The sequence below is a fragment of the Stagnimonas sp. FW305-C-60 genome, from assembly GCF_058782965.1.
Map to the genome: position 1 here is coordinate 81,818 of NZ_JBYSYF010000006.1, position 26,118 is coordinate 107,935.

General features: G+C 67.4%; 30 protein-coding genes and 2 tRNA genes. 25 read left to right on the forward strand and 7 right to left on the reverse strand.

Annotated features, from left to right (window positions below):
- Positions 1 to 141 precede the first annotated feature (141 nt).
- From AC3WT6_RS15170 to AC3WT6_RS15210, 9 genes are all read left to right on the forward strand, one after another.
- Positions 142 to 2,577: a TonB-dependent receptor gene (locus AC3WT6_RS15170; RefSeq protein WP_492654505.1), complete on the forward strand. Its 2,436-nt coding sequence runs from the start codon at positions 142 to 144 to the stop codon at positions 2,575 to 2,577.
- Positions 2,578 to 2,629: 52 nt separating this feature from the next.
- A complete protein-coding gene (locus AC3WT6_RS15175) occupies positions 2,630 to 3,793 on the forward strand; it encodes an alpha-hydroxy acid oxidase (protein ID WP_492654444.1) in 1,164 nt (387 codons plus the stop codon).
- Positions 3,787 to 4,470 (forward strand): Fe2+-dependent dioxygenase, encoded by a 684-nt coding sequence (locus AC3WT6_RS15180; protein WP_492654445.1) that lies wholly within the window; start codon positions 3,787 to 3,789, stop codon positions 4,468 to 4,470. Before AC3WT6_RS15175 ends, AC3WT6_RS15180 begins: the two co-directional genes overlap by 7 nt.
- Before the next feature lie 94 nt (positions 4,471 to 4,564).
- Positions 4,565 to 5,257, forward strand: coding sequence for an energy transducer TonB (locus AC3WT6_RS15185; protein WP_492654446.1), 693 nt, complete (start codon positions 4,565 to 4,567; stop codon positions 5,255 to 5,257).
- Positions 5,258 to 5,272: 15 nt separating this feature from the next.
- Entirely contained in the window at positions 5,273 to 6,010 is a 738-nt protein-coding gene (locus tag AC3WT6_RS15190; RefSeq protein ID WP_492654447.1) for a MotA/TolQ/ExbB proton channel family protein, read from the forward strand.
- Positions 6,011 to 6,012: 2 nt separating this feature from the next.
- Positions 6,013 to 6,459 (forward strand): ExbD/TolR family protein, encoded by a 447-nt coding sequence (locus AC3WT6_RS15195; RefSeq protein ID WP_492654448.1) that lies wholly within the window; start codon positions 6,013 to 6,015, stop codon positions 6,457 to 6,459.
- Between the two features lie 120 nt (positions 6,460 to 6,579).
- Positions 6,580 to 7,137: an HNH endonuclease gene (locus AC3WT6_RS15200; RefSeq protein WP_492654449.1), complete on the forward strand. Its 558-nt coding sequence runs from the start codon at positions 6,580 to 6,582 to the stop codon at positions 7,135 to 7,137.
- 89 nt (positions 7,138 to 7,226) lie between these two features.
- The gene (locus tag AC3WT6_RS15205; RefSeq protein ID WP_492654450.1) at positions 7,227 to 8,255 is read left to right on the forward strand and encodes a ParM/StbA family protein; all 1,029 of its coding nucleotides are present in this window, start codon (positions 7,227 to 7,229) and stop codon (positions 8,253 to 8,255) included.
- Between the two features lie 311 nt (positions 8,256 to 8,566).
- Positions 8,567 to 9,904 carry a DNA recombination protein RmuC gene (locus AC3WT6_RS15210; protein ID WP_492654506.1) on the forward strand — a complete coding sequence of 446 codons (1,338 nt, stop codon included), beginning with the start codon at positions 8,567 to 8,569 and terminating at the stop codon, positions 9,902 to 9,904.
- A 115-nt stretch (positions 9,905 to 10,019) separates the two neighbouring features.
- Here AC3WT6_RS15210 and AC3WT6_RS15215 read toward each other — a convergent pair whose 3' ends face one another.
- From AC3WT6_RS15215 to AC3WT6_RS15235, 5 genes are all read right to left on the reverse strand, one after another.
- Positions 10,020 to 10,457 (reverse strand): DUF2846 domain-containing protein, encoded by a 438-nt coding sequence (locus AC3WT6_RS15215; RefSeq protein WP_492654507.1) that lies wholly within the window; start codon positions 10,455 to 10,457, stop codon positions 10,020 to 10,022.
- 415 nt (positions 10,458 to 10,872) lie between these two features.
- Positions 10,873 to 11,898 carry an arsenosugar biosynthesis radical SAM (seleno)protein ArsS gene (arsS, locus tag AC3WT6_RS15220; protein WP_492654451.1) on the reverse strand — a complete coding sequence of 342 codons (1,026 nt, stop codon included), beginning with the start codon at positions 11,896 to 11,898 and terminating at the stop codon, positions 10,873 to 10,875.
- 10 nt (positions 11,899 to 11,908) lie between these two features.
- Positions 11,909 to 12,970 carry a methyltransferase domain-containing protein gene (locus tag AC3WT6_RS15225; RefSeq protein ID WP_492654452.1) on the reverse strand — a complete coding sequence of 354 codons (1,062 nt, stop codon included), beginning with the start codon at positions 12,968 to 12,970 and terminating at the stop codon, positions 11,909 to 11,911.
- A 16-nt stretch (positions 12,971 to 12,986) separates the two neighbouring features.
- Positions 12,987 to 14,084, reverse strand: a complete 1,098-nt coding sequence (locus tag AC3WT6_RS15230) for an inorganic phosphate transporter (RefSeq protein WP_492654453.1) — start codon at positions 14,082 to 14,084, stop codon at positions 12,987 to 12,989.
- A gap of 127 nt (positions 14,085 to 14,211) precedes the next feature.
- Entirely contained in the window at positions 14,212 to 14,547 is a 336-nt protein-coding gene (locus AC3WT6_RS15235) for an arsenosugar biosynthesis-associated peroxidase-like protein (protein ID WP_492654454.1), read from the reverse strand.
- A 102-nt stretch (positions 14,548 to 14,649) separates the two neighbouring features.
- Between AC3WT6_RS15235 and AC3WT6_RS15240 the strand changes: the two genes are divergently transcribed.
- From AC3WT6_RS15240 to AC3WT6_RS15310, 15 genes are all read left to right on the forward strand, one after another.
- Positions 14,650 to 14,898 carry a hypothetical protein gene (locus AC3WT6_RS15240; protein WP_492654455.1) on the forward strand — a complete coding sequence of 83 codons (249 nt, stop codon included), beginning with the start codon at positions 14,650 to 14,652 and terminating at the stop codon, positions 14,896 to 14,898.
- A 21-nt stretch (positions 14,899 to 14,919) separates the two neighbouring features.
- A tRNA-Gly gene (locus AC3WT6_RS15245) sits at positions 14,920 to 14,993 on the forward strand.
- 51 nt (positions 14,994 to 15,044) lie between these two features.
- Positions 15,045 to 15,248, forward strand: coding sequence for a sulfur carrier protein ThiS (gene thiS, locus AC3WT6_RS15250; protein ID WP_492654456.1), 204 nt, complete (start codon positions 15,045 to 15,047; stop codon positions 15,246 to 15,248).
- Positions 15,249 to 15,556: 308 nt separating this feature from the next.
- The gene (locus AC3WT6_RS15255) at positions 15,557 to 16,339 is read left to right on the forward strand and encodes a thiazole synthase (RefSeq protein WP_123210930.1); all 783 of its coding nucleotides are present in this window, start codon (positions 15,557 to 15,559) and stop codon (positions 16,337 to 16,339) included.
- A complete protein-coding gene (locus AC3WT6_RS15260; protein ID WP_492654457.1) occupies positions 16,336 to 16,674 on the forward strand; it encodes a helix-hairpin-helix domain-containing protein in 339 nt (112 codons plus the stop codon). Before AC3WT6_RS15255 ends, AC3WT6_RS15260 begins: the two co-directional genes overlap by 4 nt.
- A 2-nt stretch (positions 16,675 to 16,676) precedes the next feature.
- Positions 16,677 to 17,294 (forward strand): FMN-binding negative transcriptional regulator, encoded by a 618-nt coding sequence (locus AC3WT6_RS15265; protein WP_492654458.1) that lies wholly within the window; start codon positions 16,677 to 16,679, stop codon positions 17,292 to 17,294.
- A complete protein-coding gene (gene trmB / locus AC3WT6_RS15270; RefSeq protein ID WP_492654459.1) occupies positions 17,284 to 18,000 on the forward strand; it encodes a tRNA (guanosine(46)-N7)-methyltransferase TrmB in 717 nt (238 codons plus the stop codon). Before AC3WT6_RS15265 ends, trmB begins: the two co-directional genes overlap by 11 nt.
- A gap of 31 nt (positions 18,001 to 18,031) precedes the next feature.
- Positions 18,032 to 18,904, forward strand: coding sequence for a phosphoribulokinase (locus AC3WT6_RS15275; RefSeq protein WP_492654460.1), 873 nt, complete (start codon positions 18,032 to 18,034; stop codon positions 18,902 to 18,904).
- Between the two features lie 13 nt (positions 18,905 to 18,917).
- Positions 18,918 to 19,949 (forward strand): NADP(H)-dependent aldo-keto reductase, encoded by a 1,032-nt coding sequence (locus AC3WT6_RS15280; protein ID WP_492654461.1) that lies wholly within the window; start codon positions 18,918 to 18,920, stop codon positions 19,947 to 19,949.
- The gene (gene plsY, locus AC3WT6_RS15285; protein ID WP_492654462.1) at positions 19,940 to 20,587 is read left to right on the forward strand and encodes a glycerol-3-phosphate 1-O-acyltransferase PlsY; all 648 of its coding nucleotides are present in this window, start codon (positions 19,940 to 19,942) and stop codon (positions 20,585 to 20,587) included. The genes AC3WT6_RS15280 and plsY overlap by 10 nt, the downstream gene beginning before the upstream one ends.
- Positions 20,584 to 21,570 (forward strand): biotin--[acetyl-CoA-carboxylase] ligase, encoded by a 987-nt coding sequence (locus AC3WT6_RS15290; RefSeq protein ID WP_492654463.1) that lies wholly within the window; start codon positions 20,584 to 20,586, stop codon positions 21,568 to 21,570. The genes plsY and AC3WT6_RS15290 overlap by 4 nt, the downstream gene beginning before the upstream one ends.
- Positions 21,567 to 22,301, forward strand: coding sequence for a type III pantothenate kinase (locus tag AC3WT6_RS15295; protein WP_492654464.1), 735 nt, complete (start codon positions 21,567 to 21,569; stop codon positions 22,299 to 22,301). The genes AC3WT6_RS15290 and AC3WT6_RS15295 overlap by 4 nt, the downstream gene beginning before the upstream one ends.
- 41 nt (positions 22,302 to 22,342) lie before the next feature.
- Positions 22,343 to 22,417 (forward strand) — tRNA-Thr (locus AC3WT6_RS15300).
- Between the two features lie 290 nt (positions 22,418 to 22,707).
- Entirely contained in the window at positions 22,708 to 23,757 is a 1,050-nt protein-coding gene (locus AC3WT6_RS15305; protein WP_492654465.1) for a diguanylate cyclase domain-containing protein, read from the forward strand.
- Between the two features lie 25 nt (positions 23,758 to 23,782).
- Positions 23,783 to 24,022 (forward strand): DUF1653 domain-containing protein, encoded by a 240-nt coding sequence (locus AC3WT6_RS15310; protein WP_492654466.1) that lies wholly within the window; start codon positions 23,783 to 23,785, stop codon positions 24,020 to 24,022.
- Here AC3WT6_RS15310 and AC3WT6_RS15315 read toward each other — a convergent pair.
- A complete protein-coding gene (locus AC3WT6_RS15315) occupies positions 24,019 to 24,801 on the reverse strand; it encodes an alpha/beta fold hydrolase (RefSeq protein ID WP_492654467.1) in 783 nt (260 codons plus the stop codon). The genes AC3WT6_RS15310 and AC3WT6_RS15315 overlap by 4 nt on opposite strands.
- Positions 24,798 to 25,823: a M14 family zinc carboxypeptidase gene (locus tag AC3WT6_RS15320; RefSeq protein WP_492654468.1), complete on the reverse strand. Its 1,026-nt coding sequence runs from the start codon at positions 25,821 to 25,823 to the stop codon at positions 24,798 to 24,800. Before AC3WT6_RS15320 ends, AC3WT6_RS15315 begins: the two co-directional genes overlap by 4 nt.
- Before the next feature lie 151 nt (positions 25,824 to 25,974).
- On the opposite strand from AC3WT6_RS15320, the gene AC3WT6_RS15325 reads away from it, so the two are divergent.
- Positions 25,975 to 26,112 (forward strand): hypothetical protein, encoded by a 138-nt coding sequence (locus tag AC3WT6_RS15325; protein ID WP_492654469.1) that lies wholly within the window; start codon positions 25,975 to 25,977, stop codon positions 26,110 to 26,112.
- Positions 26,113 to 26,118 lie beyond the last annotated feature (6 nt).

The window sequence follows — 26,118 nt, forward strand, 5'->3', positions numbered from 1 at the left end:
GCTCCGCCCCAAGCGGAAAACCCGTCTTTGCAGCCGCGCTTGTTGAGCGCGCCCGAGGTGCGCTTGGTTGACTTGCTGTTGATAACAATTATCATTTAGAAACGCAAAGCAACCAACGAGCCGAGAAAGCGCGTGACCACAATGAAAAAGCAGCCGTCCAGAAGCATCCAGCGTCCTCTCAGCCTGCGCGCGGAAGCGCCGGCCCCGGTCCTTTCCGCCCGCAAGACCAGCCTGGCCCTGGGCATCTCGACCGCCCTGCTGCTGCCGCTGGCCTCGGTCGCCGCCGATCCCAAGCCCGAGGACGCCACGCGTCTGGACGCGGTCAAGGTGGAAGACACCGCCATCGACCCCAACCCGAACGCCGAACTGGGCGCGCCCTACAAGGCCAAGACCTCGGGCGACGAGCGCCACACCCGGCCGCTGGCCGAGCTGCCGCAGAACATCTCGGTGCTGACCAAGGCGCAGATCGATGACTCCGGCTACACCGACCTGCGCCAGATCCTCGACGCCCAGCCCGGTATCACCCTCGGCACTGGCGAAAACGGCAATGCCTTCGGCGACCGTTACATCATCCGTGGCCAGGAGGCCCGCAGCGATGTGTTCGTTGACGGCCTGCGTGATCCCGGCATGACCATCCGCGAGAGCTTCGCGGTCGATCAGGTGGAAATCTCCAAGGGCCCGAACTCCAGCTTCGCCGGCCGCGGCACCTCCGGTGGCGCGATCAACGCGATCACCAAGCAGGCGACTCGCGACTACGACTTCGCCAAGCTGTCCACCGGCTTCGGCACCGATCAGTACACCCGCCTGACTTTCGACGCCAATCAGACCCTGGGCGAGAAATTCGCGGTGCGTGCCAACGCGCTGTACGGTTACGAGCAGGTGCCTGACCGTGCGCCGGCCGATCGCGAACGCAAGGGCCTGGCTCTTTCCGGCCTCTATCTGCCCACCGACAAGCTTGACATGGTGGTGGACTACTACGGTCTGCGTGCCGACGACAATCCCGACCTCGGTGGCTATCTGATTGGCACCGTGCCGGATCGCAAGCCGGCCGAGAACGTTCCGGTGTATGCGCAGGATCCGGACTTCCTCAAGTCCAAGGTCGATACCCTGACTGCGCGGGTCAAGTACCAGATCAGCCCGAAGCTGCGTCTGACCAATCTCACCCGCAAGGGTTGGTCCGACAACGGCTACGTGGCCACCGGCGCGCGTAGCGCAACCACCAATGCCAATGACCCCAATGGCATTTACAGCACCGCCACCCTCAGCACGCACCAGGGCTGGCAGGATGTCGACTACCTCGCCAACCAGACCAATCTGTTCCTCAACCAGAACCTGTTCGGGATGGAGCACGAGTTCATCTTTGGCCTGGAATACACGGATCACAAGGTCCTCAACGGCGTCTACAGCGTCAGCAGCTCCGGGCAGAACTGCACCACAGGCACCTCCACTACGCCGAACTCCTGGTGTGCGATCGGTCCGAATGGCCAGCCGGTCAACGGCCTCAACACTCTGATGAACCGCCAGATCAGCAAGGGCGCCTGGGATCAGGACTGGGCCATCGATACGATTGCGCTGGCGATCATGGACACGGTCGATCTCACCGACCGGATCACGGCGTTCGCCGGAGTGCGGCGCGACCAGTTTGACTACGAGCTGAAGACCCTGTGGAACCACGATGGTGATTCCGGTGCCGGCGCCACGCCGACCGTCCTCGGTGACTTCAAGGATTCGGCCGGAGTCTGGAACGGTCACTTCGGCTTGACCTACAAGATCCGTCCGGATGCGAACGTCTACGCGACGTACTCGACTTCCAGCGACATCAACGGTGGCGAATCCGACGTCGGCACCAGCTCCGGCTACGGCGGTCTGGCGGTTAACTATGTCTGCACCGATCGCACCAACGCCGACCCGACTCTGCGTGGCTGCGATCCGAACGGCAGCATCGAGGCCAAGCCCGAAAATTCCCAGAACCTGGAAGTTGGCACCAAGTGGAATCTCTTTGATGAAAAGCTGCTGCTCACCGGCTCGGTGTTCCAGATCACCAAGACCCATGTGATGGAGGGGAGTGGCTACGATTCCGGCGGCTCGTTCAATTCCGGTAAGAACCGTGTGCGCGGCGTGGAGCTGGGCGTTTCCGGCAACATCACCGACAAGCTGATGGCACAGGCCGGCGTTGCTTTCATGGAAGCCGAGGTGTTGCAGTCCGCGACGGCCAACAATGTCGGCAAGACCTTGAGCAACTTCGCCGACCAGAGCGCCTCCGCCCAGCTCAAGTACGAGCTGAGCGAGAAGTTCGACCTTGGTGGCGCGGTGAAGTACGAGAGCAAGCGGTACGCCGGCCAGCCGGACACCGCCGCCGCCTACGGCGCCGACGGGCAGTACAGCCAGCCGATCCCGGCCTACACGGTGCTTGACCTGTTTGCCGCCTACCACCACAGCAAGGATCTGAATCTGCGTCTGAACGTGGGCAATGTCACCGACGAGGACTACTACCTCGCCGGCTACCGCTCGGGTTCCTTCCTGTACTTCGGCGACGCCCGTAATGTACGGTTGACCCTCGACTACGAGTTCAACTAAGCCGACGCTGTTCTTGCCGAGGTGAAAGCCGGGCTCCAGGCCCGGCTTTTTCATGCACGCGATGCCGCCATCCAGTTCCAGCAACCCGGTGCCTCGTCAGATTCCTCCGGGGATTCACGCCGCCCGCGACTACGAGCGCGCGGCGCGAAGCTGCATCCCCGAGCCGACCTATGCCTATCTCGCCGGTGGTGCCGGTGAGGATGTGACGCTGGCAGCCAATCGCGCCGCCTACGCCGACTGGTCGGTCTACCCACGTCTGTTGCGCGACCTGCGAGCCGGGCACAGCCGCCTCAAACTGCAGGGCCAGGAGTTGCCGCATCCGATCCTGCTGGCGCCGCTCGCGTACCAGCAGCTCGTGCATCCTGGCGGGGAACTGGAGACCGCGCGGGGCGCTGCTGCGGCCGGGGCCGGCCTGCTGTGCAGCAGCTTGTCGTCCTTCAGTTTGGAGCAGATCGCCGAGGTGGCCAGCCCGCGGCGCTGGTTCCAGTTGTATCTCCAGCCTCGCCGGGAAGACAGTCTGGACCTGCTGCGTCGCGCCGAGGCCGCTGGTTACCAGGCCATCGTTCTGACCCTGGATGCCGCCGTGCAGCAACCCAGCCGGCGCGCCCTGGAAGCCGGGTTCCGGCTGCCCGCGGACTGTGTCGCCGCCAATCTTCGCGGCTATGCGCCGCCCGTGCCGGCCGGTCTCGCACCGGGTCAGAGCCGCGTCTTCCAGGGGCTGATGAACGAAGCGCCGCGCTGGGCGGATCTCGACTGGCTGCTGGCCGAGAGTCGCCTGCCGATCTGGGTCAAGGGTGTATCTCACCCCGAGGACGCCCGCGCCTTGAAGGCGAGGGGAGTAGCGGGGCTGGTGGTTTCCAATCACGGCGGGCGCAGCCTCGATGGCGCGCCAGCCAGCCTGCGCGCGCTGCCGGCGGTGCGCGCGGCGGTGGGGGCGGACTATCCGCTGCTGTTCGATGGCGGCATCCGCAGCGGCGGCGACGCATTCAAGGCGCTGGCCCTGGGAGCCAACGCGGTGCTCATCGGGCGCTTGCAGGTCTATGCCCTGGCCGTGGCCGGCGCACTCGGCGTCGCGCATCTGATCAAGCTTCTGCGCGAGGAGCTGGAGGTCTGCATGGCCATGGCCGGCTGCGCCAGCCTGGCCGAGCTGGGGCCGGCCTGTCTTTGTCCGGCGACCAGCGGCCCAACGGGAAATTTCACGGAGGCGGCATGCTGACCTGTATCGAGCACGTACTGAGCAAGGAGGAAGTCGGGCAGTTCCGCAGCCAATTGAGTCGCGCCGACTGGCAGGACGGCCGTAGTACCGCCGGCAGCCTGGCCAAGACCGCCAAGCGCAACCAGCAGCTCGCGGATGGCTCCGCCCTGGCGCAGCAACTGGGCCAACTGATCTTGCGCAAGCTTGGCCAGCACCCGCTGTTCATTTCGGCGGCCCTGCCCAGCAAGATCTACCCGCCCAAATTCAACCGCTACGCCGACGGTGGCAGCTACGGTACGCACGTTGACAGCGCGCTGATGCAGTTGCCGGACAGCCAGGCGGTACTGCGCAGCGATCTGTCGGTCACGCTGTTTCTGGCCGAACCGGAGGAGTACGAAGGCGGCGAGCTGGAGATCGAAGGCGCCTTCGGTGCCCAGGCGGTCAAGCTGGAAGCGGGTGATCTGGTGCTGTATCCCTCCAGCAGCCTGCACCGGGTAGCGCCGGTCACCGCGGGCGCGCGCATCGCCTCCTTCTTCTGGATCGAAAGCCTGGTGGCTGACGAGGCCCAGCGCAGCCTGCTGTTCGATCTCGACCAGACCATCCAGCGCCTGACGCCGGCACTGCCGGCCGGCCAGGCCGAGCTGCTGCGCCTGACCGGCATCTATCACAACCTGCTGCGTCTCTGGGCGCGCCCGTGAAACAGGGGGAAGGCGGGCAACTGTTAATGCAAATGGTTTTCATCTAAGATTCTGCGCCTTCCTGCGGGGCCCGCAGTCCGGTGCAAGCAAGCGCATGTCTGTCTACTTCCCAACGTCTTCCTACGAGCCGGCCTCCCGCCTTTCGGCCCGGCAGAAGCTGTTGGTCTGGAGCCTGATCGCCGCCGCACATGGCTTGCTGCTCGCGCTGTTTCTGCAGCGACCGCAGACGGCGGTCAGCCTGGGGCCGGCGCAGACGGTGATGGTGCGGCTCATCAGCGAAGCCGCGCCGGAAAGCCCCCCGCCGCCCCTGCCTCAGCCGACGCCACCACCGCCGCGACCCGAGCCCAAGGTGCTGAGCTCGACCCAGCCCAGCGTGTCGCCGATGACGGCGCCACCGCCCGAGGAGATGCCCGCGGAGCCGGCACCGACCGCGCCGCCGACCACGGCTGCGGCACCCGCGCCTGCCTCGGCTGCCGCCGAATCGGCCGCGCCGACCGTGATGCCTCCCGATTTCCGCGCGGCCTACCTCAACAATCCCGGCCCGCAATACCCCTATGCCTCCAGGCGTCGGCGCGAGGAGGGCGAGGTGTTGCTCAAGGTACTGGTCAGCGAGGCGGGTCAGGCCGAGCAAGTCAGGGTGGAGCAGAGCAGCGGCTATCCGCTGCTGGACGAGGCGGCGGTCGACGTGGTGCGGAAGCGCTGGCGGTTCGTGCCGGCGCAGCAGGACGGCGCGGCGGTATCGGCCTGGGTGCTGGTGCCGATGAATTTTGGGTTGAAGAAGCGTTAGAACGAGGACGTGTCAATGGACAGCATGCAGAGCATCGGCTTCGGCCATTTCATCGTGCAGGCGGATGGCCTGGCCAAGACCATCCTGGTGCTGATGGCTCTGGCCTCGGTGACCAGTTGGTATCTGATTCTGACCAAGGCGCTGGCCTATGTCCGGTCGCGGCGGCGCAGCGCGGTGTTTCTCGATTTCTTCTGGAACGCCCCTTCGCTGGACGCGGTGGCGGCGCAGTTGGACCAGAAGCATCCGGACGAGCCGTTCTCGCATCTGGCCTATCACGGCATCGCCGCCAGCCGGCACCACGAGCGTCATGGCGTCAACCGGCTCAACGAGGCGGGCAGCTCCGGTGACTTCATCACCCGCACCCTGCGCAAGACCATCGACGAGGAGACCGCCAACATGGAATCCGGCCTCACGGTGCTGGCGTCGATCGGCGCCACCGCGCCCTTCGTGGGCCTGCTCGGCACGGTCTGGGGCATCTATCATGCCCTGGTGGCGATCGGCCTTTCCGGCGCCGGCACGCTCGACAAGGTCGCCGGCCCGGTGGGCGAGGCGCTGATCATGACCGCCATCGGCCTGGGCGTGGCGATTCCGGCGGTGCTGGGCTACAACTTCATCGTCCGCGGCAACCGGGTGGTGCTGGCGCAGCTCGACGCTTTCGCCCACGACCTCTACACCTTCCTCGCCACCGGCGCCAAGATCGACGCCCAGGGCGGCGGCAATGTCACGCCGCTCAAGCCGCTGCAGCGGGGCTGATCATGGCCTTCGGCAGCTTCAACTCCAATCGCAATTCCGCGCCGATGGCGGAGATCAACGTCATTCCGCTGGTCGACATCATGCTGGTGCTGCTGGTGATCTTCATCGTCACCGCGCCGCTGCTCAGCCATGCCGTGAAGGTCGATCTGCCCAAGGCCAGCAGCACAGCCAACAGCTTGCAGGCCGACAACGTGCAGTTCGCCATCGATGGCGCCGGACAGCTCTACTGGAATGGTGAGGAGATCAGCAAACCGCAGTTGATCGAGCGGCTGCGCCAGGCCGGTGCCATGCAGCCGGCGCCGGAACTGCACCTGCGCATCGACCGTCAGGCGCGCTACGAAGTGGTGGCCGAGGTGCTGAGTGAGGCCGGCAAGGCGGGCGTCAGCAAGATCGGCTTCGTCACCGATCCCAGCGGGCAGGCACCGGTGCCGGAGTCTGGTCCGCGCTGAGTGGCTCCGGTCACCGAGGCCGGTGACGCTTTGGTGAAGAATCTGGTCAAAGACTGGTCAAACGCTGGAAAAGTCCGTAGATTCAATCCGTAGCGGCGAACATTGCGGGTTGAACAGGTGATGATTCCGGCAATTCTGAAGCTCAATGCAGGCGGTCTCCCGGTGGGATGGATCCACTGGCAAACCGCCGTCACGCTCTACGCCCGCAAGCGGGTCTGCTGGGAGGCCGGCGAGGAGCGATTCGCCGTCGCCGGTGGCATCAACGCTCGCACTGGCGAGCGTTCGTTTTTTGAGCTGGGCTCGATCATCGCAGTCGCCGACCGCTCCAAGCGCTACAGCCAGGGCGAGCCGTTGCTCACCAATCGCACGCTGTTCCAGCGCGACCAGAATCTCTGCCTGTACTGCGGCGATGAGTTCCATAACGGCGAGCTGACGCGGGACCACATCGTGCCGGTCTCGCGCGGTGGTGAGAACACCTGGGAGAACTGCGTCACCGCCTGCCGCGACTGCAACCAGGCCAAGGACGCGCGCACGCCGGAAGAAGCCGGCATGAAGCTGTTGGCGGTGCCCTACACCCCCAATCTGGCCGAGTACCTGATCCTCCAGAACCGGCGCATCCTCGCCGACCAGATGGAGTTTCTGAAATCCTTCGCGCGCAAGAAGGCGCAGGTCGCGTAGCGCTGAAGAGGCGCTTCCCGGGGTTTTGACCGCGCCGAAACCGGCGTGCTAAACCGTCAACGATTCTTCTTCGGACGACGGCAAACGCCATGCGCATCCTCGCTGTAGACATCGGTTTCGGTTACTGCAAGGCCACTGATGGCCGACGCTCGCAGGCGTTCAAGTCCATCGTCGGCGAGGCCAATCCGGCGGCGTTCTCCGAAGCTCTGCTGCCCGGCCAGGAGCAGGCGCCAAGGCATTTCGAGATCGGCGGCGAGTCGGTGTTCGTTGGCGAGCTGGCCGAGGCGCAGAGCCGCGGTCGCGGCTTCACGCTTGACCCGGCGCAGTTCCTCAGTCAGTACGCCAAGACCCTGGGCCTGGCGGCGCTGGTGCCGTTCGCCGATCACAGCGATCCGGTGCGACTGGTCACCGGCCTGCCGATCAGCCTGTTCCGGCGCAACCGCGAGAGCCTGGCCACCAGCCTGCTTGGGCGGCACAACATCGGTGTCTACAACGGCGCCGGCCAGCGCGAGGAGAAAACCCTCTATGTGGAGAAGGTGCGGGTCATCCCGCAGCCCTTCGGCTCGCTCTACAACCTGATGCTCGACAGCTCCGGCCGCGTCAGCCAGCAGCGCTTCACCAGCGAGAAGATCGGTGTGATCGACGTCGGTTTTCGCACCTGTGATTTCGCCATCGCCGACAAGACCCGCTATTCCGAACGCGGCAGCCAGTCCACCGACTCCGGCATCTGCCTCGCCTACGACGCCATCGCCAATGTGCTGAAGGAGAAGAGCGGCGTGCAGGTGGAGCTGTACCGGCTCTACGAAGCGATCAACGCCGGCTCGATCAAGATCCGCGGCCAGCGCTACGAGCTGGGGCCACTGGTGCAGCGTGCTTTCAGCCAGCTCGCCGGGCGCATCGCCACCGAGGCCAACCGCCTGTGGGCGGAAGACTGGGACATCGACGCCATCGTGCTCTCCGGCGGCGGCGGCGCGGTGCTGGCGCCGTATCTGCAAGGCCAGGTCGCCGGCGAGGTGCTGCCGGTGCCGGCCGACCAGGATGCCCGCCTCAACAACGTGCTCGGCTACTGGAAGTACGGCAACCACGTCTGGGGTCAGGCGCAGGCGATGACCGGCTAGGGCCTGTTAACGCTACGGGGGTCGCTGCGTTGCCGGTCAAAAGTGCGTCAGGCAAGGCGCCGGCCGACGCGAAGGCTTGTTGCCTTCGCTAGGCTGGCAACGCCGCATGACGCGCTTTTGGCCAGCAACCGTTCGGGGCGGGACGGATTTGGGGCATTGCTACGTCAGCAAGAGTTTCAATAGAACCACTATTGCGCACTCTTGCTTCCTTGCACTGCCCCAAAACCGCCTTCCGCCGCAGCGACCCCCGTAGCGTTAACAGGCCCTAAAGCCTCATCGCCACCGGCGCGGGCGATAATGCCGGCATGGACATGCTCTCGCTGCTGGTGGTGATTGCCGTCGCGCTGATCGCGGCGGTGCTGGGTGCCTTGCTCTCGGTGCTGCTGGGGCGCGGTCGCGGCAAGGCCGCCGACGAACTGGCGCCGCTGCTGGCGCGTATCGAGCAGCAGCTCGCCGCGCAGTCGCAGGCGCTGCCGGCCGAGCTGGGCCGCAGCCGCGACAGTCTGCTGGCCGCGCTCTCGCAGCAGCGGCAGGAATTTGGTGGCCAGCTCGCCAATAGCCAGCAGGCGGTGGCGCAGCGCACCGAGGCCATCGCCCAGCTCATCGCCCGGTCCTTCGAGGGTTTCGAGCAGCGTCTGGCCGCGCTGACCGCGCAGACCGATGCCCGCGCCGAGGCGCTGCGGCTGGCGGTGGAAACCCGGCTCAAGGAGTTACAGGCCAACAACCAGGCCAAGCTCGACGAGATGCGCAAGACCGTTGACGAGAAGCTGCACGCCACCCTGGAAGCGCGGCTGGGCGAGAGCTTCAAGCTGGTCAGCGAGCGCCTGGAGCAGGTGCACCGTGGCCTTGGCGAGATGCAGACCCTGGCCACCGGCGTCGGCGATCTCAAGCGCGTGCTCAGCAATGTGAAGACCCGCGGCGGCTGGGGCGAGGTGCAGTTGGAGACGCTGCTCGACCAGTTGCTCACACCCGAGCAATACGGCCGTAGCGTCGCCACCCGGCCGGGCTCGGATGCGCGGGTCGATTTCGCCATCAAGCTGCCCGGCCGTGAGGCGCAGGGCGCGCCGGTCTGGCTGCCGGTCGATGCCAAGTTTCCGCGCGAGGACTACGAGCGTCTGGTTGATGCCGCCGAGCGCGGCGAGCTCGCCGCCATCGAGGCCGCCGCCAAGGCCCTGGAGACGGCGGTGAAGGTGCAGGCCAAGTCCATCCACGACAAGTACGTGGAGCCGCCGCACACCACCGACTTCGCGCTGATGTTCCTGCCCACCGAGGGCCTCTACGCCGAGGTGCTGCGCCGCCCTGGTCTGGCCGACGGACTGCAACGCGACTACCGGGTGACCATCGCTGGCCCGACCACGCTGACCGCCCTGCTCAACAGCCTGCAGATGGGCTTCCGCACCCTCGCCATCGAGAAGCGCAGCAGCGAGGTCTGGAAGGTGCTGGGTGCGGTGAAGACCGAGTTCGGCAAGTTTGGCGAAGTGCTCGATAAGGTCAGCGAGAAGCTGGAACAGGCGCAGAAACAGATTGAGCAAACCGGCGTGCGCTCGCGCGCCATCCAGCGTCAGCTGCGCGAGGTTGAGGCCTTGCCGGCCAGCGAGGTGGGGATGGCGATAGCCGCACTACCATCCGACGCCGAGTCAGACATTTGAACAACGGCGCCGATGCCAGGTGTGCCTCGCCTGCCAGCCACCCCGGAGTGAAATTCCCCGTCGTGCTGCCGCGGCGGGGAGGTGAGATGCCTTTGGGTTTGGTTCTGCGCTAGGCCTATTGGACCAAGGCGCAGGCCGCCACTCCCGCCTTCCCGGTTGCTTCATCAACCAAGTGCAGGTCCGAGCGTGCTGAGAACGCACCCATTTTCACTTCCTGCCAGATGAAGTAGTTCTTGCCCGGTGCGGTATCTACCGTCAGCGTCGCGTCGTTCTCGGTCTTCGAGGTGATCACATGGCTTCCTGGGGCCACGCTCTTCAGGATGTAAGTCTTCGCCGCCGTATCGCCGGCGATCTGTCCGTCAAGGAGCAGCGGCATTTTCACCGCCGCGCCGAAAGACTCGTTGCGGTAGATGTAGAGATTGGCCATGCCCGGCGTCTGCTGAAAGGTCTTTGCTGCGGCGTCGGCTTCCGTGGACGCCATGGGTACGGACGCACAGCCGGTTGCGATGACGGCGGAAAGCAGCAGTCCTACCAGTTTAAGCTTGCGATGCATTTGGTATTCCCCGAATACGAAGTTGATATTGGCCGGGTCGATTGCTCCGTTACCGGCAGCCTCGACGACGGCGTGACTTTTTTCCCAGACAGCATGGTAAAGCGGCCGACTTCGGTTCGGTGAAGGCATGTTGCCGAGTCCGCAGCTTCATCCTGCGCCTCCAATGCTGGCGGCGCGCTCAGGTCAAGTCAATTGCCGCTGCTGATGTGTCAGCCCTCGCATTTGAGTAGGCAGCGCGTGCGTCGTATGGCCACGTCGCGATAACGCGCGGATTGCAAGCGCGGTGTCGGCGAAGTTCTCCGCAGTTCCACCAAAGCGCTTGATGGCGCAGGAAAAAAAGCCGGCCGTACAGACTTATCAACAGACTCATCCAGTCCGATTGGGGACAACTGTCCGGATTCTGCTGAAGCTTTGCTCAGGCCGCGGTCGCCCCACCGCAGGAGGAGCCGGTGCCCGCCGTGCAGCCCAGGCAGTGGCTACCCCAGCGGATTCGGCGCGCCATCAGCGCCTCGAAGTCGAAATCGGCCAGGCTGGATGAGCTCCCGGTCTCGACGGCGAGTCCGAGCTGCTGGTTGAAGTCGCAGTCGTAGAGCCGCCCCTGGTGATCGACGCTGATCAGGCTGCGGCACATCACGCCCGCGGCCGCGGCCGGATTGAAGGCCGACAGCAGTTTGTCCATGTAGCTCTGGTACTGGCCACTCTTGCGCAGGTGCAGCGCGAAGCGGTGGATCGGCATGTTGGTGATGGTGTAAAGGCGGTTGAAGTGCAGCCCGAACTTCTCGCGCAGCTCGCGCTTGTAGTCGGCCTCCAGTCCGGCCTGCGCCGCCGGCAGATAGGGGCCCACCGGGTTGTAGACCAGATTGAGCAGCAGGCCGGAACCCTCGATGCCATAGCCCACGGCATTGAGCCGCTGCATCGCGGTGAGCGACTTGCCGAACACTCCCTTGCCGCGCTGGCTGTCGGTGAAGAACTCCTGCCAGTAGGGCAGGGAAGAAATCACCTCCACGCCCTGCTCGGCGAAGAAGGCCGGCAGATGCGCCTTGCTCTCGCCGGTCTGCGGATGGCCGTCGAGTTGCACGGTGAGGTTGTGGCGGACCATGACCTGCTTGCCGAGCCGCACGGCCGCGCGCACCAGTTCATCGAACTGCGGATGCAGCTCGGGTGCGCCGCCGGTGATGTCGAGCTTGCTGATCTGCGGATGCCGCGCCAGCAGGCCGAGCACGGCGGCCACGCCCTCCGGCGGTAGCGCTTCGGTGCGGCTGGGACTGCTGTCGACGTGGCAGTGCCGGCAGGCCTGGTTGCAGAGCTTGGTGAGGTTGACCTGCAGGGTTTCGATCGACAGCGGTGGCAGGCGCAGGCCGCGCGCGTCCAGCAGGGACTGGAAGTCGTGGTCTGGCGAGTGGCCGGCAAGCTGCGCCAGCGGGATCGGCGTGTCGTCCATGGCCGCCGCCTCAGCAGCAGGCGCCGCCGACGGGCGCGGCCGTCGTGCCGGGGGAGGGCGCGCAATCGAACAGGCCGTAGTGCCTGGTCTTCTCGCCCATCACCTGGAAGTGCGCGGCATAGCGGCTGCCGCGCAGCATGTCGGCGGTATTGCCGCAGACCAGCATGGGCTTGCCGCTGACGAAGTGATGATGGTCGTCGAGATCGAAGTAGTGCGGGCACTCGGCGATGCTGCCGAGATAAGTGGCGACCTGGCCGTAGTCCTCGCAGCGGTCCTCCAGCGGCAGCTTGAAGGCGCGCACGGTGTTGGAGAAGAAGCGGATGTTGCCGGTGCGTGCCTCCAGCTCGCGGTTGTTGACCGCCAGAGGACCGCTGGCGATCACGCGCGCGTCCGCGCAGCCGACCTGGGCAAGCAGACGCCGGAAATCCTCCAGATAGATCGCGCCGCCCAGGCATTCGCCCAGGAGCACCGGGTCTTCCGTCAGCGCGCGAGGAATGCGGCGGTCGGCGAACACATCGCTGAAGTAGAGCTCGCCACCCGGCTTGAGCACGCGGAAGATTTCCGCGAACAGCCGAGGCTTGTCGGGCGAGAGGTTGAGCACGCAGTTGGAGACCACCAGGTCGATGCTGTGGTCGGCGATGCCGGCGCTGGCCAGGTCTTCGATATAGCCCTGGCGGAACTCGACGTTGGCGTGGCCGAAGCGCTCGGCATGCCAGGCCTGGTGGCGGCGGGCCACGGCCAGTTGCTCCTCGGTCATGTCCAGGCCGATGACGCGGCCAGCGGGTCCGACCAGTTGCGAGAGCGTGTAGCAGTCGCGGCCGGAGCCGCAGCCGAGGTCGAGGACCGTCGCGCCGGCCACCGCCGGTGGGATCGGCGAGCCGCAGCCGTAGAAGCGGTCCTTCACTTCCGGATGGATATTGGCCAGCAGCGCGGCGATATAGGGCGGCATCGCCTCGGCCAGGCAGCAGGCGCTGGTCTTGAGGTCGGCGGAGGAGCTCAGCACCTTGCCGTAGTAGTCCCGCACCGCTTGCTGGGTGGTCGGTGAGTGCGTGGGAATCTGTCCATCGCTCATGGTGGTTGTGAGTCTCTCAGGCGGTGAAACGCAGTATTGCACTCAGCATCAGCGCGCCCAGCGCTGCCGCCAGCGGCAAGGTGATCAGCCAGGCGGCGAAGATGCTGGCGATGGTTTTCCAGCGTGCCTGGCGCGTCACGGCGCCAATGCCGAACAGCGCCCCGCAACTGACGTGGGTAGTGGACAGCGGCAGGCCCAGCGGCGAGGCCGACAGCACCAGGCCGGCGGTGACCAGATTGGCCGAGAGCCCCTGTCCGGCATTCATCGCGGTGATCTTGTGCGCCATGGTCTCGGCCACCCGGCGTGCTCCGAACAGTCCCCCGGCGGCGATGGCCAGGCCGATGACGGTGAATACGCCGGCGCCGTGCAGGGCCGGGCTCACCATCAGGGCCAGCGCCACCAGCTTGGGCGTGTCGTTGACGCCGCGGGCAAAGCTCACCAGTCCGGCGGAAAGATAGTGCGCGCCGTCGATCAGTCGCTGCGCGGAGACGCCCACCAACCGGCCTTGATAGCGGGTCGCGCAGCTCGCGGCGTCGCCGCTGCCGATCGACAGCCGTGCCAGCGCGCTGCCATCCGCTTGTGGACTCAAGGTCTCGCCCAGGCAGAGGCAACTGTCGCGACGGATGCCCAGTCGTTGACGTATCTGGCTGAGCAGCGGGTAGATCAGCAGCGCGACCGCGACGGCGATCAGGGGGCCCAGCGCCAGCGGCAGGAAGATCTGCCGGCCGGCGGCGGCCCAGTCGACCAGTGACTGCGGTGCGGCGTAGGCCGCTCCCAGCAGGCTGCCGGCCAGGGCATGGGTGGTGGAGATCGGCGCGCCCAGGCGGGTAGCGAGCAGCACGGTGCCGGCGCAGGCGGCGGTCACCGCCAGCGGAAAGCCGGGCAGCGCCAGGGTGTCGGCGCCCACGAACAGCTTGCCGCTGAAGGTGGCGACCAGATGCGCGCTCAGACCCAGAGCTGCCAACGAGCCGGCGAAGGTGGCGGCGGTCGCCCAGTTCAGCGCCTTGCGGTAGTCGGCCACGCCGCTGCCAAACAGACTGGCAACACCCTTGAAGTTGTCATTGGCGCCGTTGGCATAGGCCAATAGCAGAACGCAGGCGGCGGCAATCAGCATGGACGGCTTCCTGAGTGTGGGGAGAGCGGCTGCCTGCTCCGCTGGGACGGCAGCTTGCCGAAGCGTGGTCGCCGGTCGCCAGGGCTGTGCGTCCGGATTTCATGCCGCCGCGTCCAGACGCATGGCGCTACAGCACCAGCTTGTCGAGGTGGTTGTACATCTGCACCGAGTGGGCGAGGGTGATACCGGCCTGCATCACCGCCGCCACATGCACCGCCTCCATCATCTGCTCGGGATTGCTGCCGGTTTCCAGGCATTGGGTGGTGTAGGCGTCGATGCAGTAGGCGCACTTCTGGGCGTGGGCCACGGCCAGCGCGATCAGCGCCTTCTCGCGCTTGCTCAGCGCGCCGTCGGTGGCGGTGACGTTGCCGTAGTACTTGAAAAAGTCCTCGGCCAGCTTCGGGGCGTGGCGACCGATCTGGCCGAACTTGGCGAGGTCTTCGGATTCAAAATAGCTGCTCATTGGGCGCGGCTCCGGTAGGGGGATTCGAGTGTAGGGGCGGGCTCCCGGCGCTGCCCTGCTAAGCTTCCCCCGACCTACGATGGGAGCGCGGATTTGGACGCTTTGCTGAACCTAGTAGAAGTGCACCCCTGGCTGACCCTGCTGTTGCTGGGGGGCGTGTTCCTGGTGGCGGCGATCTCGGCTTCGGCCCGTCGTGACATCCGCGAAGAGGAAGATCCGGAGTCGCGGATGGTGCCTTTCTACAAGCGTTTCAATCGACGCGACTTCGAGTTGGGCGACCGCCGCAAGGAGCCGGGCCCCAAGCCTGGGCAGCCTGAGCGCCGGCAGGGGCCTCGGCGCGAGGACGATTGAGGCGCTAAAATGCCGGCCAACGCGGGTGTAGTTCAATGGTAGAACTGTAGCTTCCCAAGCTACTAGCGTGGGTTCGATTCCCATCACCCGCTCCAGACCTTTCCAAGGCCCTCCCCGCGAGGGCCTTTGCACGACGCGGGATCACCATGCCCCTGCTCACCGTCAACGGACGCCCGGAGCCGCTGCCGGCGCCGGCTACCCTGGCCGGCCTGATCGAGGCCTTGCAGCTGCAGGGCCAGCGGCTGGCCATCGAACACAACGGCCAGATCGTGCCGCGCAGTCTCTGGTCCGAGACCCGGCTGGCGGAGCAAGACCAGATCGAAATCGTCAAAGCGATCGGAGGTGGGTGAGCCGGAAAAGGAAACGGTCCAGTGGACCGTTTCCCCGGCGAACGGGCGCACAGGGATGTGCGCCCAGGGGGTAGTTCAAGGCGCTGCTGTTTCGCCAGGGACGGCGGCGCTGAGGTAGCCAGGGAGAGAGTCCAGTGGACCGTTTCCCCGGCGAACGGGCGCACAGGGATGTGCGCCCCGGAGTCAGATCAGTGCGCTGTGGTCTCGCCAGGGATGGCAGCGCAAAGGACATGATCCGGAGATGGCAGCAGACCGTTTCTCCGGCAAGTCGCCGATAACACGCAAGGCCAGAATCACCAGAGATCAGGATGAGCACACACAGCATCACCATCGCCGGCAAGACCTATGGCTCGCGGCTGCTGGTTGGCAGCGGCAAGTACAAGGACTTCGCCGAGAACGCCGCCGCCGCCGAGGCCAGCGGCGCCGAGATCGTCACCGTCGCCATCCGCAGGGTGAACCTGGGCCAGGACGCCGGCGCGCCCAATCTGCTGGATTTCATCCGCCCCGAGCGCTACACCCTGCTGCCCAATACCGCCGGCTGCTACACCGCCGAGGATGCGATCCGCACCTGCCGGCTGGCGCGCGAGCTGCTCGATGGCCACCGGTTGGTGAAGCTGGAAGTGCTGGGCGACCCCAAGACGCTCTACCCGGACATTACCGCCACGCTAGAAGCGACCAAGGTACTGGTGAAGGAGGGCTTCGAGGTGATGGTCTACTGCACCGACGACCCGATCCAGTGCAAACGTCTGGAAGAGCTGGGCTGCGTGGCGGTGATGCCGCTGGCCGCGCCGATCGGCTCAGGGCTGGGCATCCAGAACCGCTACAACATCCTCAGCATCGTCGAGAACGCCAAGGTGCCGATCATCGTCGATGCCGGCGTCGGCACCGCCAGCGATGCCGCCATCGCCATGGAGCTGGGCTGCGACGGCGTGTTGATGAACACCGCCATCGCCGAGGCGAAGAACCCGGTGCTGATGGCCAGCGCCATGCGCCACGCGATCATCGCCGGCCGCGAGGCTTTTCTCGCCGGCCGCATGCCGCGCCGTCGCTACGCCTCGGCGTCCTCGCCCCTGGACGGTGTCATCGGGTGAGCGCGCGCGCCGGGCAGGAAGAACTGGCCGAGCTGCGGCGGATACCCGGTATCGGCCCCTCGCTGGCGAGCGACCTGTTGTCGCTGGGCGTGCGGCGGGTCTCCGACCTCAAGGGCGCCGACCCGCAGGCGCTGTACGAGCGCCTCTGCGAACGCGATGGCCAGCACCAGGACCGCTGCGTGCTCTACACCTTCCGCTGCGCTGTCTACTTCGCGAGCAGCGCCGCGCCCGATCCGGAAAAGCTGAAGTGGTGGCACTGGAAGGACGCGCCCGGCGTCGCCGTCGCGGCACGCAAGGCGGCCGCGCGGCGCGGCCTGCGGCCGGCGGGAGCCTGAGCATGAGCCTGTACACGCCGTCCTCGTTCGCGCTGAGCGATCAGGAGCAGCAGCACGGCCTGATCCGCGACTACCCCTTCGCGACGCTCATCACCAGCCTCGCCGGTGAAGAACCGCGAATCAGCCATCTGCCGCTGCTGTTGGAAGCCGACGGCAGCCTGAGCGGGCACCTGGCGCGCGCCAATCCGCATTGGCAGGCCTTCGCGGTGGGCGAGACGGTGGCGGTGTTCCATGGTCCGCACGCCTATGTCTCACCGCGCTGGTATGTGAACCCCGAACGCGAGGTGCCGACCTGGAACTACGCGGTGGTGCACGTCCACGGCCGGCCGGAGCTGGACGACGACGCCGGCTTCAAGCTCGATCTGGTGGACCGGACCAGCGCCGCCTTCGAGCCCGCCGTCGGCGGCTGGACCCGCCAGCTCGACGCCGCGCGCCTGGACGCACTGCTCAACGCCATCGTCGCCTTCCGTCTGCGGCCCAGCCGCATCGAAGGCAAGCGCAAGATCAACCAGAACAAGACCCCGGCCGATCGCGCCCAGGTGGCGGCGCAGTTGCGCGCCAGCGCCCACCCGGAACTGCTGACCATGGCCGCATGGATGGAAGCCCTCGATGTCCGCTGAAACCGAAACTGAAGCTGCAACCGAAATCGCAAGGGCCGCGCCCTACCGGCGCGAGATCAAGTCCTTCGTGCGGCGCGAAGGGCGCATGACCGATTCGCAGAAGGAGTCGCTGGAGCGTCTGTGGCCGCGCTACGGCCTGGACGCGCCCGCCGCCGGCGAGCGGCTCGACCTCGATGTTGTTTATGGCCGCGTAGCGCCCAAGGTGTTCGAGATCGGCTTCGGTGCCGGCGACGCCCTATTGTTCCGCGCGGAACAGTCGCCGGAGCGCGACTACCTGGGCGTGGAAGTGCACCGACCCGGCGTCGGCCGGGTGCTCAATCGTGCCGACAAGGCGGGGCTGGGCAATCTGCGCGTGGCCTGCCACGACGCGGTGGAGGTGCTGCGCGACTGGCTGGCACCGGAAAGCCTGGACGAGCTGATCCTGGAATTCCCCGACCCCTGGCACAAGACCCGCCACCACAAGCGCCGCATCGTGCAGCCGGCCTTCGCCAGCCTGGTCGCCAGTCGGCTCAAGTCGGGCGGCCTGTTCCGCCTGGCGACCGACTGGGTTCCCTACGCCGAGCACATGCGCGAGGTGCTGGACGCCGCGTCCGAGTTCGAAGGCGGCCCGGTGCCGCGCCCGGACAGCCGGCCGATCACGCGCTTCGAGGCGCGCGGCGAGCGTCTGGGGCATGTGGTCACCGACTTCTGCTACCGGCGGCGCTGACAGCGCGCGGTTAAGCAAGACACACTAGGCCATGTCCGCCCGCCACCCCATCATCGCTGTCACTGGTTCCTCGGGAGCCGGCACCAGCACGGCCAAGCGGGTGTTCGAGCGCATCTTCGCCGACCTCGACCTCAAGGCCGCCTATGTCGAGGGCGACAGCTTTCACGCCTACGAGCGCGACAACTGGCGGCAGATGCTGGAGCGGGCGCGCATCCGCGGCGAGACGCTGTCGCTGTTCGGCACCCAGGGCAATCTGCTCGGTCGTCTAGAAAACCTGTTCCGCGAGTACGGCGAAACCGGCAGCGGGCAGACCCGCCACTACCTGCACACCGAGGAGGAGGCGCGCGCCGCGCGGCAGAATCCGGGCAGCTTCACGCCCTGGCGGCGTATCGCCCCGGGCACCGACGTGCTGTTCTACGAAGGCCTGCACGGCGGCCTGGTGACCGGCGAGGTGGACATCGCCCAGCATGTCGATCTGCTGGTGGGCATGACACCGATCATCAATCTGGAGTGGATCCAGAAGATCAATCGCGACACTGCCGAGCGCGGCTACACCTCGCAGGAGGTCACCAACACCATCCTGCGCCGCATGCCCGACTACGTGAACTACATCCTGCCGCAGTTCTCGCGCACCGACGTCAACTTCCAGCGGGTGCCGCTGGTCGATACCTCCAACCCCTTCGAGCCGCAGGCGATCCCGGCCGCCGACGAGAGCCTGATCGTCATCCACTTCAACAAGGCGGCGCGCTTCGAGGCCAGCTTCGAGGGCATCCTGGCGCTGATCCCCGACGCCTTCATCTCCAGCCCCAGCACCGTGGTGGTGCCGGGCGAGCAGCAGGAGCAGGCGATGGAGCTGCTGCTCGGCGATGCCATCGAGCGGCTCGCCGACCGCCGCCACCGCTAGCTTGGAAACCCGCATGGACTATCGCCCACTGGGCCGCACCGGCCTCAAGGTTTCGCTGATCGGCCTCGGCACCATGACCTGGGGCGAGCAGAACAGCGAGGCCGAGGCGCACACGCAGATGGACCGCGCCGTCGCCGAGGGCGTGAACCTGTTCGACGCCGCCGAGATGTACCCGGTGCCGCCGCGCGCCGAAACCCAGGGCCGCACCGAGGAGTACATCGGGAGCTGGTTCGCCAAAACTGGGCGACGCCAGGACATCGTGCTCGCCACCAAGGTCACCGGGCCGGGCATGTTCCCCTACCTGCGCGGCGGCTCCTGCCTGGACCGCGCCAGCCTGCTCGCCGCCTGCGACAGCTCGCTCAAACGCCTGCGCACCGACTGGATCGACCTCTACCAGGTGCACTGGCCGCAGCGCCCGACCAATTTCTTCGGCCAGCTCGGCTACACGCCGCAGGATCGCGACGGCCCGTCCATCGAGGAGACCTACGGCGCGCTCGGCGAGCTGGTACGGGCCGGCAAGGTGCGGCACATCGGCATCTCCAACGAGACGCCCTGGGGCCTGTCGGAATACCTGCGCCTGGAGCGCGAGCAGGGCGGGCCGCGAGTCGCCAGCATCCAGAACCCCTACTCCCTGCTCAACCGCAGCTACGAGGTGGGGCTGGCCGAGTTCACGCACCGCGAGGCGGTGGGCCTGCTCGCCTATTCGCCGCTGGCGATGGGCGTGCTCAGCGGCAAATACCTGGGCGGCGCGAAGCCCGAGGGCGCGCGGCTGACGCTGTTCAGCCGCTTCCAGCGCTACAGCACGCCCGAGGCCGAGGCGGCGACCGCCGAGTACCGGCGGCTGGCGCAGGCCCATGGGCTGGACCTCGCACAGATGGCGCTCGCCTACGTGCACAGCCGGCCGTTCGTCACCAGCACCCTGATCGGCGCCACCAGTCTGGCGCAACTGGAGGCCAATCTCGCCTCCGCGCAGTTGCGCCTGAGCCCGGAAGTCCTGGCCGCCATCGAGGCCATCCACCGTCGTCATACCTACCCATGCCCCTGATCCTCACCACGCCGCTGCTGATGCTGGCGGCCTATGCCCTGGGCTCGCTGATGGGCGGGCTGATCGTCGCCCGCCTCAAGGGCGGCGTGAATCTGCGCGCCAGCGGCAGCGGCAACATCGGCGCCACCAATGCCCTGCGCACCCAGGGCAAGGGCTTTGCGCTGGCGGTGCTGCTGATTGATGTCGGCAAGGGCGTGGTCGCGGCGCTGCTGCTGCCGCGCCTGGCCGGGGCGGCGGCGACGCCGGAACTGGCCTATGCCTGCGGTGCGGCGGCGGTGCTCGGCCATTGCTATCCGCTCTGGCACCGCTTCCAGGGCGGCAAGGGCGTGGCGACGGTGGCCGGCGTGTTCGCCGCCCTGCTGCCGGCCAGTTTTCCGTGGATGCTGCTGGCCTTCGTACTGGTGGTGCTGCTCACCGGCACGGTCAGCCTCGCCACCCTGGGCGCTAGCGTGGTGGCGCTGCTGCACGTCGCCTGCTTCAGCGAGCAGGGACTGTTTTCTGGCGCCGGCGCGTTCACCACCGCCATGGCCCTGCTGGTGCTGGTCAAGCACCGCGCCAACTGGGCGCGCCTGCGCGCCGGCACCGAGCCGCGTTTTGAAAAGGCGAGGCTGCTGGGCCGCGCCCTGGGCCTGAAGTGAGTAGCGACCCGCTGCTGGATCTGCTCGACGCGCTGGCCGACGGCGAGCGCCATTCCGGCGAGGCCCTGGCCGAGCGTTTCGGCATCAGCCGCGCGGCGCTTGCCAAGCGTGTAGCCAAGCTGCGCGACTGGGGCGTCGCGCTGGATGCCCAGCCCGGCGCCGGCTACCGGCTCGCGCATCCCCTGCAACGCCTGGATGCCGCCCGCATCACCACCGCGCTGCCGGCCAGCGTGCGTGCGCTGGGCCTGCGGGTGGCAGTCGAAGCCCGCGTGGACTCCACCAACACCCGCCTGCTCGAAGCCGAGCCGGCGCAGGACCCGCAGGCACTGTTCGCCGAAAGCCAGACCGCCGGCCGCGGCCGGCGCGGCCGCGACTGGGTGTCGCCGTTCGGCGCCAATCTCTACCTCTCGCTGGCCTGGAGCTTCCCGGCCTGGCCGGCGCGGCTCACCACCCTGCCGCTGGCGGTGGCGGTGGCGCTGGCCCGTGCCCTGTCGGCGCTGGGCCTGCCGGAAGCCGGCATCAAATGGCCCAACGACCTGCACGCCGACGGCCGCAAGCTGGCGGGCGTGCTGATCGAGCCGCGCGGCGAGGCCGGCGGCCCCTGTAGGGTAGTGGTCGGCGTCGGCCTCAATCTGCAGATGGAGGCGGTACAGGCCCAGGCCGTCGGCCAGCCCTGGACCAGCCTGGCCGCCGCGCTGGCGGCCCGCAGCCGCGTACTGCCGGCGCGCGAGGCGGTGGCGGTGGCGGTGCTCACCGAGCTGGCGCTGGCCCTACAGCACTACCAGGAATTCGGCTTTGCGCCCTTCGCTGGCGAGTGGCGTCAGCGCGACCTCTTGCAGGACCGCCCGGTGCGGGTCGAGGCCCAGGGCGGCTACGAGGGCGTGGCGCGCGGCATCGACACCGACGGGGGGCTGATCGTCGAAGTCGGCAGCGAGCGCCGGGTGGTGCATGCCGGCGAAGTCAGCGTGCGGGTCGCGGCATGAAGCTCCTGGTCGATGTCGGCAACACCCGGCTCAAGTGGGCGCTCTGGGATGGCGAGCTCCAGCCCGGCGAGCCGCTGCTCCACCAGGGTGATCCCTGGGCCGCATTCGCCAGCCGCGCCTGGCCGGCGGTGGAGGAAGTCTGGCTCTCCGCCGTGCCGCGCCTGGGTGAGGCGGCACGCTGGCAGTCGGTGGTGCAGGCCAGTTGCGGCATCGCGCCGCAACTGCCACGCAGCCGTGCCGAATGGCAGGGCCTGCGCAACGTCTACCCGCAGCCGGAGCGTCTGGGCATTGACCGCTGGCTGGCGATGGTCGCGGTCTGGCAGCAGCGGCGCGGGCCCTTCGTGGTGCTCAGCGCCGGCACCGCGCTGACCTTCGACCGGGTGGATCGCGAGGGCCGTCACCTCGGCGGCATCATCGCTCCCGGCTATGGCAGCGCCCTGGCCAGCCTGTTGCAGGTGACCGCGACCGCGACGCCGGCCGCCGTCCCTGCCGATCCGCGCGGGCTGGGCACCAACTCCGAGACCGCGATCCGCCAGGGCGCGCTGTTCGCCGCCCTGGGGGCAGTGGAGCACTGCCTGCGTGCCCCGGGGGGAGACTCGGAGGAGGCTCTGATGCTCACCGGCGGCGACGCCGTGTTGCTGCTGCCGCAGTTGCCGGGCGACTGGCAGTTGCGTCCGCAACTGGTACTGGAAGGGCTGCTGGCGCTTTCCGAGGCCGGCTCGGCGCGATGAAATAAACCGTCGCAGGCTCTACACTGCGCGCCTTCCAGAGGGCCGGCTTAGCACAGCGGTAGTGCAACGGTTTTGTAAACCGTAGGTCGGGGGTTCGAATCCCTCAGCCGGCACCAAGCTGGAAAATTCTTCCAGCGCCCCCACACCGTCGCAGGGTCATTTCTGGGCTCCCAGTTGGAGCTCAGGCCCGAAAGTTGCCGGTTGTTTGCTGAGAAGCAGAGATATCCAGGCCGGGGCATCCGCTCCGGGCTGCACGTAGCAACGAGGTAGCCGTCTTGGCGACAGCGAGTACCACAGGGTCTGTCAGATTCCCGACTGCGGGATGGGGCGGCCCTCATTTGTCGGCAACTGCCGCGGCGGGTCAGCCGTGGCGGCTAGGCGGCTGTGTGCGAGTGTGGGGCGGGATATGAGCCAGGCCGCCCACGCCCTGCCGACCATCCTGCTGGTCGGCGAGGCCAACGAGGACATCCGCAACATCCGCCAGATGCTGGAAGGTGTCGAGGCTGAGTTCAGCCTGCGCAAGTCGCTGGACCAGGCGGCGCAGATGTTTCTGGAGCAGCAGCCGGCGCTGGTGATCGTCGCCCAGGAGCCGGCGCGGCTGCCGGAACCGGGCTCCGAGGCGCCGGGGGTCTGGGAGGAATATTTTGGCGACAGCCCGGTGATCTTCCTGGCTTCGGAGGCTTCCAGCCGCGATCCGGAGCGTCTGCAGCGCTTCGATGCCGCCAATCTCGACTACGTGCTGCGGCCCCTGCAGAAGCACAATCTGCTGCCCAAGGTACGCGCCTACCTCAACGCCTACCGCAGCAAGCTGGGCCTGCAGTCGGCGCTGGAGCAGCTCTACGAGCGCGGCCGCGAGGTGCAGGAGTTGCAGGAGACTTTCCGCAAGCTGGCCTACCAGGATCCGCTCACCGGCCTGCCCAACCGCCTGCAGTTCATGGACCGGCTGGCCAACGCCATTGCCCGCGCCGACCGCAGCCGCAGCCGGCTGGGTGTGCTGTTCATCGACATCGACGGCTTCAAGGGCGTCAACGACCAGTACGGACATGCCGCCGGCGACGAGCTGCTGCGGCAGATCGCCACCCGGCTGACCTCGGCGGTGCGTCGCGCCGATACGGTGTCGCGTCTGGGTGGCGACGAGTTCGCGGTGATGATCGAGCAGCAGGCCGATGCCGCCAGCGCGCTGGCGGTGGGCAACAAGATCTGCCAGATCATGAGCTGGCCGTTCAAGCTAGAGCTCGCGCCGGAGGAGCCGCTGAGCCTGGGTTGCAGTGTCGGCGTGGTGCTCTACCCCGATCACGGCCTGGATTCGGACTCGCTGCTGCGCGCCGCCGACCAGGCCATGTACGAGGCCAAGCGCGGCGGCAAGGGCGTCGCCCGACTGGCGACGGCGAACCCGACTGCCCTCACTGCCGAGCTGGTGCCGGCGCGGTCGCTGCGGGTTGGCGATCTGCATTAGCGCCGATCGCCGCAGGGGAGTTTCGATGACCGATCTCGATCGCTTTCGCGCCGGCGTCTACCGCCACTACAAGGGCAATTTCTACCTGGCGCTGGGTCTGGCGCGGGAGGATGAGACCGACGAGACCGTGGTGGTCTACACCCGGCTGTATCCGCGCGCGGGCCTGCCGATGAGCACCCGCCGCCTGCGCGTCTGGAACGAAGCGGTCAACACTCCGGATGGCCCGGTGCCGCGCTTCCAGTACGTCGGCCAGCAGACGCCCTAGGGTGTAGCCGCCGGCTTTGCGGCGCGCTGACGCTCCCAGTCACCGATCTGCTGCGCCACCCAGGCGCCGTCGTCCAGCGGCAGGTCGTGGCCGGCGCTGGGATGCACCCGCAACGGCACCTGCCAGAGCGCGGCCAGGGCCTGCGAACAGCGCGGGTCCACCAGCCGGTCGCCGGCACCATTCAGCAGCAGCAGGGGCACCCCAGGCTTGGTGGCCGGCGCGCGGAAGCGGATCGCCGCCCCCAGCTGGCGCAGGCCATTGGCGCGCGAGACCGGGTGCGAGCGGCGCCAGGTGCTCCAGTCGTCTAGCACCGCGCCAGTCCGCTCGGTGTGTCGGCTGGTCAGCTCCAGCACCGCCTGTTCGGCCGCGCGCGGGCCGGGGCTGCCCAAGGCCAGACGCAGCAGCAGCGGGTAGGCCACCGGGCGCAGCCGGTGGTGGAAGGGGCTGATCGGCCGCAGGCTGGTGTTGACCAGCACGCAGCTCTCGATCTCCTCCGGATGCGCGCTGCTCCAGGCCACCGCCACCATCGCGCCCAGCGACATCGCGAACAGCCGGTAGGGCGGGGCGATGCCCTGGCGGCGCAACTCCTCGCGAAAGTGCTCGGCCATCGCCTCGACGCGCGCCGGACTCGCCTCCTGGTGGCGCAGGCCGTTGCCGGGCAGGTCGGGCATCAGCAGCCGGGCACCGGGGAACTGCGCCTGGAACCGCGCCGGAAAATCGCCCCAGTGGCGGCGGTCGCGCATCAGTCCGCGCAGGAGTATCCAGGGTGCTTCGCTCATCGTGGGGCTGATGAATACCAGTGTTGCAGGGCCTGCTGGCGCAGCGGCTCGCGCGCTGCCCCGGTGGGCAGCCAGCGTGGGTGGCTGCGGGCGGCGCGGGTGAAGAACTCCAGCAGCGCCAGATGCCGGCGCATCACCCTTTGCTGCCGGTGGCCGATCAGCGGGTTGAAGATGCCCATGCGCGAGAACAGCTGGCGCGGGTTCTTCTTCACCCACAGCCAGGAGCCCATCTCCAGGGTCAGCGGCAGGAAGATCCGCTGCGGGTTTTTCAGCGCGCGCAGGTAGAGGTAGTCCCAGAGATCGCCGTGGGTGAGGTATTGCAGGCTCTGCGGCTCGAACACGTACTGGTGGTTCACGTTGGCCTGCTCGTAGATGCGATACAGGGCGTGCAGCTCCGGCAGATGTTCGATCGGCGCCGCCGTATGCGCGTGCGGAAACCACAGGCGGTCGCGGGTGCCGAAGCCGGAATGGCAGTCCACCGCCAGGCTGAAGCTACGACTCAGCAGCTCTTCCTCGACCAGAGCGCAGAGCGCGGTGCTCTCCATTTCCATCGCTGCGCCGGCGGCACCGCGGTACCAGGGCAGGCCGCGGCTCAGGCGCTGGCCGCCGATCAAGAGCGGCACCGGCTGCAAGGCCTCCACCGGCGCGTTGCGCATCAGATCGACGCCATTGGGGTTGGCGCGGGTGCCCAGCCAGAGGCCGCCCGGATTCACCAGCGGCATGAACACCAGGCGCATCTCGCGCAGCTGCTGGTGCAGCAGCTCATCCCAGGCCAGGCGCTTGACCAGGCTGCGCAGAAAGGCGATCACCACCTCCGCACCAATGCGCTCCAGGCCGTGCACGCCGCCGAAGAAGCCCACCGCCGGCACTTCCAGCGAGGGATTGCCCAGCGTGATCGCCTGCACCGGGAAGCGTCGGCCGCCAACCCGGGCTTCGCAGAGCGTCCGCGCTTGCAGATGGGCACCGCCCTCGGCGATCAGTTGCTGTAGCTCGCTCAGCTCGGGCAGGGGGCGGTCGTTCACGCGCGGATGGTGGGTCTGAAGACGCGGGAGTCTAGCCCGCGAGCCAGCGGAAATGCGCCGGTCATGGCCGCTGTCATCGGACTGCCACAGAGACTTCACAGAGGCTTGATACGGTGCCGGCCGTGTCCTTCCCAAAGAGGAGTCCTAAGCCATGCGTGAAATCGTCCGCAGCTTTCGCAGCTACCCGGCGCTCAGCCTGGGCAGCGCCGTGCTCTGGGGGGTGATGGAGCTGGTTGCCCTGCAACGCTCGCAGCGACTCGCCCGCGCTCAGCCGGCCGACGTCGCCTGAGTCACA

Coding starts and splice junctions, on each gene's coding strand:
- AC3WT6_RS15325 (WP_492654469.1), top strand. CDS start 25,975: ATGCGTGAAATCGTCCGCAGCTTTCGCAGCTACCCGGCGCTCAGCCTG.
- AC3WT6_RS15200 (WP_492654449.1), top strand. CDS start 6,580: ATGATTCCGGCAATTCTGAAGCTCAATGCAGGCGGTCTCCCGGTGGGA.
- AC3WT6_RS15205 (WP_492654450.1), top strand. CDS start 7,227: ATGCGCATCCTCGCTGTAGACATCGGTTTCGGTTACTGCAAGGCCACT.
- thiS (WP_492654456.1), top strand. CDS start 15,045: ATGCCCCTGCTCACCGTCAACGGACGCCCGGAGCCGCTGCCGGCGCCG.
- AC3WT6_RS15255 (WP_123210930.1), top strand. CDS start 15,557: ATGAGCACACACAGCATCACCATCGCCGGCAAGACCTATGGCTCGCGG.
- AC3WT6_RS15210 (WP_492654506.1), top strand. CDS start 8,567: ATGCTCTCGCTGCTGGTGGTGATTGCCGTCGCGCTGATCGCGGCGGTG.
- AC3WT6_RS15315 (WP_492654467.1), bottom strand. CDS start 24,801: ATGAGCGAAGCACCCTGGATACTCCTGCGCGGACTGATGCGCGACCGC.
- plsY (WP_492654462.1), top strand. CDS start 19,940: ATGCCCCTGATCCTCACCACGCCGCTGCTGATGCTGGCGGCCTATGCC.
- arsS (WP_492654451.1), bottom strand. CDS start 11,898: ATGGACGACACGCCGATCCCGCTGGCGCAGCTTGCCGGCCACTCGCCA.
- AC3WT6_RS15225 (WP_492654452.1), bottom strand. CDS start 12,970: ATGAGCGATGGACAGATTCCCACGCACTCACCGACCACCCAGCAAGCG.
- AC3WT6_RS15175 (WP_492654444.1), top strand. CDS start 2,630: ATGCACGCGATGCCGCCATCCAGTTCCAGCAACCCGGTGCCTCGTCAG.
- AC3WT6_RS15215 (WP_492654507.1), bottom strand. CDS start 10,457: ATGCATCGCAAGCTTAAACTGGTAGGACTGCTGCTTTCCGCCGTCATC.
- AC3WT6_RS15295 (WP_492654464.1), top strand. CDS start 21,567: ATGAAGCTCCTGGTCGATGTCGGCAACACCCGGCTCAAGTGGGCGCTC.
- AC3WT6_RS15305 (WP_492654465.1), top strand. CDS start 22,708: ATGAGCCAGGCCGCCCACGCCCTGCCGACCATCCTGCTGGTCGGCGAG.
- AC3WT6_RS15280 (WP_492654461.1), top strand. CDS start 18,918: ATGGACTATCGCCCACTGGGCCGCACCGGCCTCAAGGTTTCGCTGATC.
- AC3WT6_RS15180 (WP_492654445.1), top strand. CDS start 3,787: ATGCTGACCTGTATCGAGCACGTACTGAGCAAGGAGGAAGTCGGGCAG.
- AC3WT6_RS15235 (WP_492654454.1), bottom strand. CDS start 14,547: ATGAGCAGCTATTTTGAATCCGAAGACCTCGCCAAGTTCGGCCAGATC.
- AC3WT6_RS15310 (WP_492654466.1), top strand. CDS start 23,783: ATGACCGATCTCGATCGCTTTCGCGCCGGCGTCTACCGCCACTACAAG.
- AC3WT6_RS15275 (WP_492654460.1), top strand. CDS start 18,032: ATGTCCGCCCGCCACCCCATCATCGCTGTCACTGGTTCCTCGGGAGCC.
- AC3WT6_RS15195 (WP_492654448.1), top strand. CDS start 6,013: ATGGCCTTCGGCAGCTTCAACTCCAATCGCAATTCCGCGCCGATGGCG.
- trmB (WP_492654459.1), top strand. CDS start 17,284: ATGTCCGCTGAAACCGAAACTGAAGCTGCAACCGAAATCGCAAGGGCC.
- AC3WT6_RS15185 (WP_492654446.1), top strand. CDS start 4,565: ATGTCTGTCTACTTCCCAACGTCTTCCTACGAGCCGGCCTCCCGCCTT.
- AC3WT6_RS15265 (WP_492654458.1), top strand. CDS start 16,677: ATGAGCCTGTACACGCCGTCCTCGTTCGCGCTGAGCGATCAGGAGCAG.
- AC3WT6_RS15230 (WP_492654453.1), bottom strand. CDS start 14,084: ATGCTGATTGCCGCCGCCTGCGTTCTGCTATTGGCCTATGCCAACGGC.
- AC3WT6_RS15190 (WP_492654447.1), top strand. CDS start 5,273: ATGGACAGCATGCAGAGCATCGGCTTCGGCCATTTCATCGTGCAGGCG.
- AC3WT6_RS15170 (WP_492654505.1), top strand. CDS start 142: ATGAAAAAGCAGCCGTCCAGAAGCATCCAGCGTCCTCTCAGCCTGCGC.